The organism is Mameliella sp. AT18, assembly GCF_028807275.1.
In the GTDB taxonomy this organism is placed as follows: Bacteria; Pseudomonadota; Alphaproteobacteria; order Rhodobacterales; family Rhodobacteraceae; genus Antarctobacter; species Antarctobacter albus.
Genome location: NZ_JARAMO010000205.1, coordinates 1 through 7,953, shown reverse-complemented (window position 1 = coordinate 7,953; position 7,953 = coordinate 1). Strand labels below are relative to the sequence as shown.

The window sequence follows — 7,953 nt, the reverse complement described above, 5'->3', positions numbered from 1 at the left end:
GGGGCCGTCGGGCTGCGGCAAGACGACGACGCTGCGGATGCTTGCCGGGCTGGAAGAACCGACAGTGGGCGAGATCACCATAGACGGCAAGCGCATGAACGAGGTCTCTGCCCATGACCGCGACACGCCGCTGGTCTGGCAGTCGCTGGCGCTGTTTCCCTTCCTGAACGTCAAGGAAAACGTCGAATTCGGGCTGAAGATGCGCGGCGTGCCGAAACCCGACCGGCACGGCCGCGCCATGCTCTGGCTCGAACGTCTCGGGCTCAAGGGGTTCGAGACGCGCCGCATCGACCAGCTCTCGGGTGGCCAGCGCCAGCGCGTGGCGCTGGCCCGCAGTCTGGTGACAGAACCCCGGATGCTGCTCCTGGACGAACCGCTTTCGGCGCTGGACGCACACCTGGTGATCCGCATGCAGGGCGTTCTGACCCGGCTGCAAAAGGAACTGGGCATCACCTTCGTCTACGTCACCCATTCCCAGTCCGAGGCATTTGCGATGGCGGATCGCGTGGTCATCATGGGTCACGGTGAGATCGCCCAGATCGGCAAGCCGCAGGAAATCTTCCGCGCCCCGAAAAACCGCTTTGTCGCGGAATTCGTGGGACGAAACAACATTCTGCCGGGCAAGACCCCGGGGCCGGAGATCGTTGTCGCCGCCGACCGGATGCAGGTCAGCGCCAGCGATCCGGGCGAGGGCGCCCTGCCTGCGGAATTCCTGTCGGAAGAGTTCGCAGGCACCGGGATCATCTGCTATTTCGAAGGTCCGGAGGGCGTGGAACTCAAGGCGCAGGTCACCGAGGACCAGCTTGCAAACCTCGCCCCCGAACCGGGCCAGCGGTTCTGGCTGACCTGGGCGCCCGGCGCGGCGCATGTGATGGCCGGAACGTGAACAAGGGGCAGGGCGCATGAGTATCGACATCCTGGTGAAAGGCGGGCTGCTGGCTGATGGCACCCAGGCCGATGTTGCCATTTCGGACGGTTTCATCACGGCGGTTGAACCGGGCATCACCGGCGAGGCGGGCGAGGTGATCGACGCCAGCGGCAAGCTGGTGACACAGCCGTTCATCGACCCGCATTTCCACATGGACGCGACGCTCAGCTATGGCCGCCCGCGTGTGAATGCCTCGGGCACCCTGCTCGAGGGCATCTCGCTCTGGGGCGAGCTGAAACAGGAGCAAACGAGGGAGGAGATCGTCGCCCGCGCGCTGGACTATTGCCGGCAGACGGTTGGCAAGGGCGTGCTGGCGATCCGCAGCCATGTCGACGTGACCGACCCGAAGTTCCACACGGTCGAGGCGCTGCTGGAGGTGCGCGAGGCGGTGCGCGGCGTGCTGGACCTGCAACTGGTCGCCTTCCCGCAGGACGGCTGGTACCGCGCCCCCGGCGCTGAACGACAGGTGGTCCGCGCGCTGGATGCCGGTGTCGACGTGGTCGGTGGGATCCCGCATTTCGAGCGCACGATGGCGGATGGCGCGGCCTCTGTCCGGGCGGCCTGCGAACTGGCCGCCGAGCGGGGCCTGCGCGTCGACCTGCATTGCGACGAAAGCGACGACCCCCTCAGCCGCCATATCGAGACGCTGGCCGCCGAGACGATCCGCTGCGGGTTGCAGGGCCGCGTGGCTGGGTCGCACCTGACCTCGATGCATTCGATGGACAATTATTACGTCGCGAAACTCCTGCCCCTGATCGCCGAGGCAGGGGTGGCCGCGATCCCCAACCCGCTCATCAACATCACCCTCCAGGGGCGGATGGACACATATCCGAAACGGCGTGGCCAGACCCGCGTGCCGGAACTGCGCGCCGCCGGCGTCACGGTGGCCTTCGGACAGGACTGCGTGCGCGATCCCTGGTATCCGCTGGGCTCGGGCGACATGCTCGAGGTGGCCCACATGGGGCTGCACGTTGCCCTGATGACCGCACCGGACCAGATGCGCGCCGCTTTCCAGATGGTCACGGAAACCCCGGCACAGGTCCTGGGCCTCGACTTCGGCCTCGCCCCCGGCAAGCGCGGCAGTCTCGTGGTCCTGGACGCGCCCGACCCGATCGAGGCGCTGCGCCTGCGGCCTGCGCGCCTTGCCGTCATCTCGGATGGCCGCGTCGTGGCCCGGACGGAACCGGCCCGCACGGCGCTTTCAGCAGGGTTCTAGCCCCCCTTCGTCGCCGGGGGAACCGGCCAGGGCTATCCCTGCGCAGGCATCTGCAAGCCTGGCACATGCCCCTGTTTCTTTGGGCCAAAAATACCTCTGGGGGGTCCAGGGGGCAAAGCCCCCCGCCAGTCGTCGCGCGTCAGCGCGGCGAAACACCTTCCGAAAGCGGTTCAGGCCGTCACCTGTTCCCGCGCCTCGGTACGGATCATGTCGGCGGCCTTCTCGGCAATCATGATGGTGGGCGAATTGGTATTGCCCGAGGTGATACGCGGCATGACAGAGGCATCGACCACCCGTAGCCCGCCGATGCCGTTGACCTTCAGGTCCGGCCCCACCACCGCGGCGGGATCGGTGCCCATGCGCGCCGTGCCCACGGGATGAAAGATCGTCGAGGCGATCTGCCCGGCGCCCTCGGCAAGCTCCGCATCGCTCTGGTAACTTGGCCCCGGCTTGAATTCCTCGGGGCGGTATCGCGCCAGTGCCGGCTGGTCCATGATCCGCCGCGTCAGCCGGATGGCCCGGGCGGCCACGATCCGGTCACCCTCGGTCGAGAGGTAATTCGGCTGGATCTCCGGATGCGCCGTCGGATCGGGAGAGGTGATGCGCACATGCCCCCGGCTTTCGGGGCGCAGGTGGCAGACGCTGGCGGTGATCGCGTCGAATTCGTGCGGCGGCTGGCCAAAGGCCTCCAGCGTCACGGGCTGGACGTGGTATTCCAGGTCCGGGGTCGCCACCTCCTGTGACGAATAGGCAAAGGCCCCAAGCTGGCTGGGGGCCATCGACATCGGCCCGGAGCGTGTCGCAAGGTATTCCAGCCCGATTTTCGCCTGGCCCCAAAGCGACGAGGCCATGCTGTTCAAGGTCTTCGCCCCCGAGACCTTGTAGGCACAGCGGATCTGCAAGTGGTCCTGCAGGTTGGCGCCGACACCGGGCTGATCCAGGACGGTGTCGATCCCTTGGTCCTGCAACAGGGCGCCGGAGCCGATCCCCGAGAGTTGCAGGATCTGAACCGACCCGATCGACCCCGCGGACAGGATCACCTCGCGTCGTGCATGGACCTGCATCGGTGCATTCTCGCGCCGGAACCGCAGCCCGGTCGCCTGCCGTCCGTCGAAGAGCAGCCGCTCTGCCTGGGCATGTGTCATGACGTCCAGGTTGGCCCGCTGGCGGGCCGGTTTCAGGAACCCCTTGGCCGTGCTCCACCGCCAGCCCTTGCGCTGGTTGACCTTGAAATAACCGACCCCGAAATTGTCGCCCCGGTTGAAATCGTCGGTCTCCGGCAAGCCCGCCTCGACCGCCGCCGCCTTCCAGGCGTCGAGGATCTCCCAGCGCAGGCGCGCCTCTTCGACCCGCCATTCGCCCCCGGTCCCATGCATCTCGTCGGCGCCGCCGTAGTAGTCCTCGGATTTGAGGAAATGGGGCAGCACGTCGTCCCAACCCCAGCCGGTCAGCCCCATCTGCCGCCAGCCGTCGTAATCCGCCGCCTGTCCGCGCAGGTAGAGCATCCCGTTGATCGAGGAGCAGCCGCCCAGCACCTTGCCGCGTGGATACAGCAGCTCGCGCCCGTTCAACCCCTCGCAGGCGGCGGTCTTGTACCCCCAGTCGGTGCGTGGATTGCCGATGCAGTACAGGTAGCCGACGGGGATGTGGATCCAGTGGTAATTGTCGCTGCCGCCCGCTTCCAGCAACAGCACGCGGGTGTCCGGATCTTCGGAAAGGCGATTGGCCAACACGCAGCCGGCGCTGCCCGCGCCGACGATGACATAGTCATAGGTTCCAATATCCTGCACGGCGGCCTCCCTCTGGTCCGGGTGCAGTATGGGTTGTCGTGGTCCGGCGGCGCAATCTGCAAAAACGGACGGGGGGTGCCTGTTTTCGTTCATATTGCGGCAGGCTATGCTGTGGGAAAAGGAGCCGGCATGAGCCTATCCCTCGACTGGTCAGATGTTCGCTATTTCCTGGAAACCGCCCGGGCCGGGCGGTTCAGTGGTGCTGCCCGTCGGCTGGGCGTCAGCCATACCACCGTTGCCCGCCGTGTCGCACGGCTGGAAGAGGCCCTGCGCAATCGCCTGCTGGAACCGGGTGCGGGCGGGTTGATACCGACAGAGGCCGGCGCCGCCCTGATCCCGCTGGCCGAGCGGATGGAGACGCAGGCGGCGCAGATCCTCGACCGCCTGCAACGCCCCGGCGCACTGACCGGGCGGGTGCGGATCGGGGCGCCGGACGGGTTCGGCAACGCGGTCCTGTCACGGATGCTGCCCGGGCTCTTGCGGCAGGAACCCGAACTGGAAATCGAGTTGGTGCCGGTGCCTGCCGCGCACAAGCTGTGGAACCGCGAGGTCGACATCGCCATCAGCCTTGACCGCCCGCAAACCGGGCGGCTCGTCATGCAGAAACTGACCGATTACGAACTGCGCCTCTACGCCTCGCATGGCTTTCTCAAGGCGCATGGCAAACCGGAAGACCGCGAGGCCCTCGCCACCATGCCGCTGGTCGGGTACATCGACGAGTTGCTGTATACCGAGGCACTGGATTTCAACCGTCTGGTGCATCCCGGCGCGCGGACGGTCTACAAGGCTGCCACCGTCCAGGCCCAGCTTGAAGCGGTGCAAAGCGGGGTCGGGCTAGGGGTGCTGCCTTGTTTCATGGCGCGCGAAACGGCGCTGGTGCCGGTGCTGCCGGACCAGATCCGATTCACCCGCGCCTATTGGCTGCTGCATGCCGAGGACGACCGCGAGATCGCGCGCATCCGCCGGGTGATCGATTTCCTGCGCGAAGAGACGCGGGCACGCGCGGCACTCTTTCGGTTCGACGCTCAGCCGGGCGGTTGATGCCAGGTCACGGTGACCGGTTGCGCCACCAGCCCGTTCAGCCAGTCGGTCATCTCGTCGATGACCATCGCCTGCAAAGCCATGCGGTCCGGCCGGTCGACGATCCAGACATAGCCAAGCACCGCACCCCTCCGTCCCATCTCGGGATAGAAATAGGCACAACCGATATAGACGCCGTCCTTGTCGCGCAGGGTCCAGGCAAAGGACCGGCCTTCAAGGAACTCGCGATCGTGCCAGCCCATGTCCCAGAGGTTTTCCTCCAGCGTCAGCCCGTCGGGCCAGTCGCCGAAAAGTCCTTTGAGGACATGCGCCGATCCGGCAACGGCTGCGAAATCCTCCTCGACCACGGCGGGCGAGAGTGGCGTCAGGTCCAAACCCCGCAAGGTGGCGCCGCGGGGCAGGGGGTTGGGATCGAAATCGGGATGGGCACGCGGGTTCATGTGCCGGGCTCTTTCGCCTCGCGCTTGAAGGGGTTCTCGTCCGGGACATCGAACTCCAGCACCATCTCGCCTTTTTCGCGCGCGTCTGCCATGTAGCGGAAGGCGTTCACGGACATGCGCATAAGGTGATCCCCGGCCTTCATCGGCGGGTATTTTTCCATGATCTCAGGCGTGCGGAACTTCTCCAGCGGTTCTACAACCGCATGGTAGTCCAGGCCAAAGAACAGCGGGAAAGAGTACCTTTCCTCGCCCAGATTGGCGACGCGGTGCTGCGTGGACTTGAACTGCCCGCCCGACCATGTCTCGAAGATGTCGCCGATGTTGACCACGAAACAGCCCGGGATCGGCGGTGCCTCGATCCAGACATCCTCGGCGTTCATCACCTGAAGGCCCGGCGCGCCGGTCATCAGGATGGTGAAACATTCAAAGTCCGAATGGGCGGCGATGCCGACCATTTCCCTGGTCGCGGGCATCTCATTGGGGATGTAGCGCAGGAGCCGCAGCTGCGAGGTCGGATAGGTGATGTGCCGGGTCAGTTCCTCTGTTTCGACCCCGAGTTCCAGCGCCAGAGCGTCCAGCAGGCGCAGGCCAAGCGCGAAGGCCTGGTCGTAATAAGTTGAAATCGTGTCTTTCCAGCCGGGAATATCGGGCCAGACGTTGGGGCCCGTCATGCGCCAGCCGGCGAGGTAGTCCGGGTGATCCTCGGGCGCCTCGTAGGACATGTCCCAGGCTTCGTTGAAATTGATCGACTTGGGGAAATCGGCGCCGTTCTCCTCGAAGGGGACATAGCCACGGTGATGGGTGGTGAAGCCGGACCAATAGCGCATCTTGAAATTGCGCGGCTTGTCGTGGAATTCCTTCGACGCCGCAAAGACAGCGTCGATCAACTCCTGCGAGATCCCGTGCCCGGTGATGTAGAAGAACCCCGAGGTCCGCGCCGCATGACCAAGATCGGCGGCGACCTTGGCCTTGTCGGCGAAGTCCCCTGTGAACAGCCCCGAGAGATCGACGACCGGCAGGGTCGCATCCTCAACCGTCAGGGCCTTCTGGTCGTCCGAAATCGTGCTGCGCGCCATGCGTTCTCTCCCGAGTCGTTTGCCTGTTCCCAGGCTGGCCCGAAAGGGCGGATCGGGTCCCTGCGGCGATTAAGAATGCCGCCGGGTCGGTGCCGTTTGCCTGCGATTTGATCAATTGCCGGGGCGACTGGTCTCTTTGCGGTCGCTTTCTTTGACCCGTCACCGGTCTGCGCGCGCTCATGGGGGCATGACGAGGCTGCCAGCGTCCACGCGGCGAAAGGCGCGGCCGGGGAATGAGGAAGCTCACCATGACCAAGCTCAACAGACGTACTCTGCTCAAGACCGGGGCCGCAGGGCTCGCCGCATCCAGTGTGCTGGGCACGCCGCTGATCGCGCAGACGCGCAGCCTGAAGATCGGCAGCTATGGCGGCTATTTCGAGGACAGCTTCAAGGAATTCGTCTATCCCTCCTTCACCGATGCCACCGGCATCGCGGTGGAAAGCGTGACCCAGCCCAACTCGACCGACTGGCTGGTGACCATGCAGCAGGCGACCGCCGCCGGCAGCGTGCCCGCCGACCTGTCTCTCTACGCGCGCGACACGCTGATCAAGGCCAGCCGCATCGGCGGGCTTCTGAAACCGCTGAACCTGTCGGCCATGCCGGCGGCGGGCAACCTGGATCCCTATTTCGTCTTCGAGGCCCCCGAGGGTGCGCTGGGGGTCGGGGCCATGTCCTGGTTCACGGCGATGGTCATCAACCCGGGCGAGGTCGATGTCCCAGCAAGCTGGGCGGACTTCTGGGACAGCTCGATTTACGAGGCCTCGCTGGGCCTGTCGCGCAACTACAATTCGCAGTTCCTCGACATCGTCGCGGCGACCTTCTTTGACGGCGAAGAGACCTTCAAGACCGACGAGGGCATCCTTGCGCTGATCGAGAAGGCGGCAGAGATCAAGCCGAACGTCGCGCTGTGGTGGTCGGCCGAAAGCCAGATGGAACAGTCTATGAAGAACGGCGACGTGATCGGCGGCCAATATTACCTGGACGTGGCCAACCTGATGGCCGCGGATGGTTTCCCGATCAAGCCGGTCTTTCCCAAGGAAGGCAACCCGCAGGACTACGGATCCTGGTGCCTGTCGTCTCTGTCGGACAAGGCGGACGAGGCGGCGGAGTTCATCAACTTCTCGTCCGACCCGGCCACGCAGGCGCTGATGAGCCGCAAGATCGGCACCGCGCCCCTGCTGGACCAGTCCAAGACCGACCTGACGGACGAGGAATTCGCTTTTGTCTCTGGCACGCCGTCGATCCGGCCCGCTTACGAGGCCTACCTGGACAAGGAGACCTTCATCAAGGAGAGCTGGGACAAGATGCTGGCCGGGGCGTAACCGTCCATGTCCGGCCTTGTTCTCAAGGGCATCTCGAAAAGCTTCGGCGGCACCCGTGCCGTCGAACATGTCAATCTTACCTTTGACGAGGGAAAGCTGACCGCGCTTTTGGGGCCGTCCGGTTGCGGCAAGACCACGCT

At 65.3% G+C, this 7,953-nt stretch carries 8 protein-coding genes; 5 read left to right on the top strand and 3 right to left on the bottom strand.

What is annotated here, in order from left to right; all coding sequences use genetic code 11:
• Together PVW46_RS18015 and PVW46_RS18010 are read left to right on the top strand one after the other, a co-directional pair.
• Nucleotides 1-886 (top strand): ABC transporter ATP-binding protein (locus tag PVW46_RS18015; protein ID WP_274577024.1); only part of this gene is annotated, 886 nt, incomplete at its 5' end.
• Between the two features lie 16 nt (nucleotides 887-902).
• Nucleotides 903-2,144, top strand: a complete 1,242-nt coding sequence (locus PVW46_RS18010; protein ID WP_069211421.1) for a cytosine deaminase — start codon at nucleotides 903-905, stop codon at nucleotides 2,142-2,144.
• A 170-nt stretch (nucleotides 2,145-2,314) separates the two neighbouring features.
• Here the strand turns inward: PVW46_RS18010 and PVW46_RS18005 are convergent, their stop codons facing one another.
• A complete protein-coding gene (locus tag PVW46_RS18005) occupies nucleotides 2,315-3,925 on the bottom strand; it encodes a GMC family oxidoreductase (RefSeq protein WP_069211521.1) in 1,611 nt (536 codons plus the stop codon).
• A 138-nt stretch (nucleotides 3,926-4,063) separates the two neighbouring features.
• On the opposite strand from PVW46_RS18005, the gene PVW46_RS18000 reads away from it, so the two are divergent.
• Nucleotides 4,064-4,975, top strand: coding sequence for a LysR family transcriptional regulator (locus PVW46_RS18000; RefSeq protein ID WP_069211420.1), 912 nt, complete (start codon nucleotides 4,064-4,066; stop codon nucleotides 4,973-4,975).
• On the opposite strand, the gene PVW46_RS17995 is transcribed toward PVW46_RS18000, so the two are convergent.
• Together PVW46_RS17995 and PVW46_RS17990 are read right to left on the bottom strand one after the other, a co-directional pair.
• Nucleotides 4,960-5,415, bottom strand: coding sequence for a hypothetical protein (locus PVW46_RS17995; RefSeq protein WP_069211419.1), 456 nt, complete (start codon nucleotides 5,413-5,415; stop codon nucleotides 4,960-4,962). The genes PVW46_RS18000 and PVW46_RS17995 overlap by 16 nt on opposite strands.
• Nucleotides 5,412-6,491, bottom strand: a complete 1,080-nt coding sequence (locus PVW46_RS17990) for an isopenicillin N synthase family dioxygenase (protein WP_069211418.1) — start codon at nucleotides 6,489-6,491, stop codon at nucleotides 5,412-5,414. The genes PVW46_RS17995 and PVW46_RS17990 overlap by 4 nt, the downstream gene beginning before the upstream one ends.
• Nucleotides 6,492-6,739: 248 nt before the next feature.
• On the opposite strand from PVW46_RS17990, the gene PVW46_RS17985 reads away from it, so the two are divergent.
• Nucleotides 6,740-7,813, top strand: coding sequence for an ABC transporter substrate-binding protein (locus tag PVW46_RS17985; protein WP_274577017.1), 1,074 nt, complete (start codon nucleotides 6,740-6,742; stop codon nucleotides 7,811-7,813).
• Nucleotides 7,814-7,819: 6 nt separating this feature from the next.
• Nucleotides 7,820-7,953: ATP-binding cassette domain-containing protein (locus PVW46_RS28810; protein WP_443137052.1), on the top strand; the 134-nt coding region annotated here is incomplete at its 3' end.

What these genes read in the sequence shown, in the direction of transcription:
- PVW46_RS18010 (WP_069211421.1), top strand. Translation starts at nt 903, where the DNA reads ATGAGTATCGACATCCTGGTGAAAGGCGGGCTGCTGGCTGATGGCACC.
- PVW46_RS18000 (WP_069211420.1), top strand. Translation starts at nt 4,064, where the DNA reads ATGAGCCTATCCCTCGACTGGTCAGATGTTCGCTATTTCCTGGAAACC.
- PVW46_RS17995 (WP_069211419.1), bottom strand. Translation starts at nt 5,415, where the DNA reads ATGAACCCGCGTGCCCATCCCGATTTCGATCCCAACCCCCTGCCCCGC.
- PVW46_RS17990 (WP_069211418.1), bottom strand. Translation starts at nt 6,491, where the DNA reads ATGGCGCGCAGCACGATTTCGGACGACCAGAAGGCCCTGACGGTTGAG.
- PVW46_RS17985 (WP_274577017.1), top strand. Translation starts at nt 6,740, where the DNA reads ATGACCAAGCTCAACAGACGTACTCTGCTCAAGACCGGGGCCGCAGGG.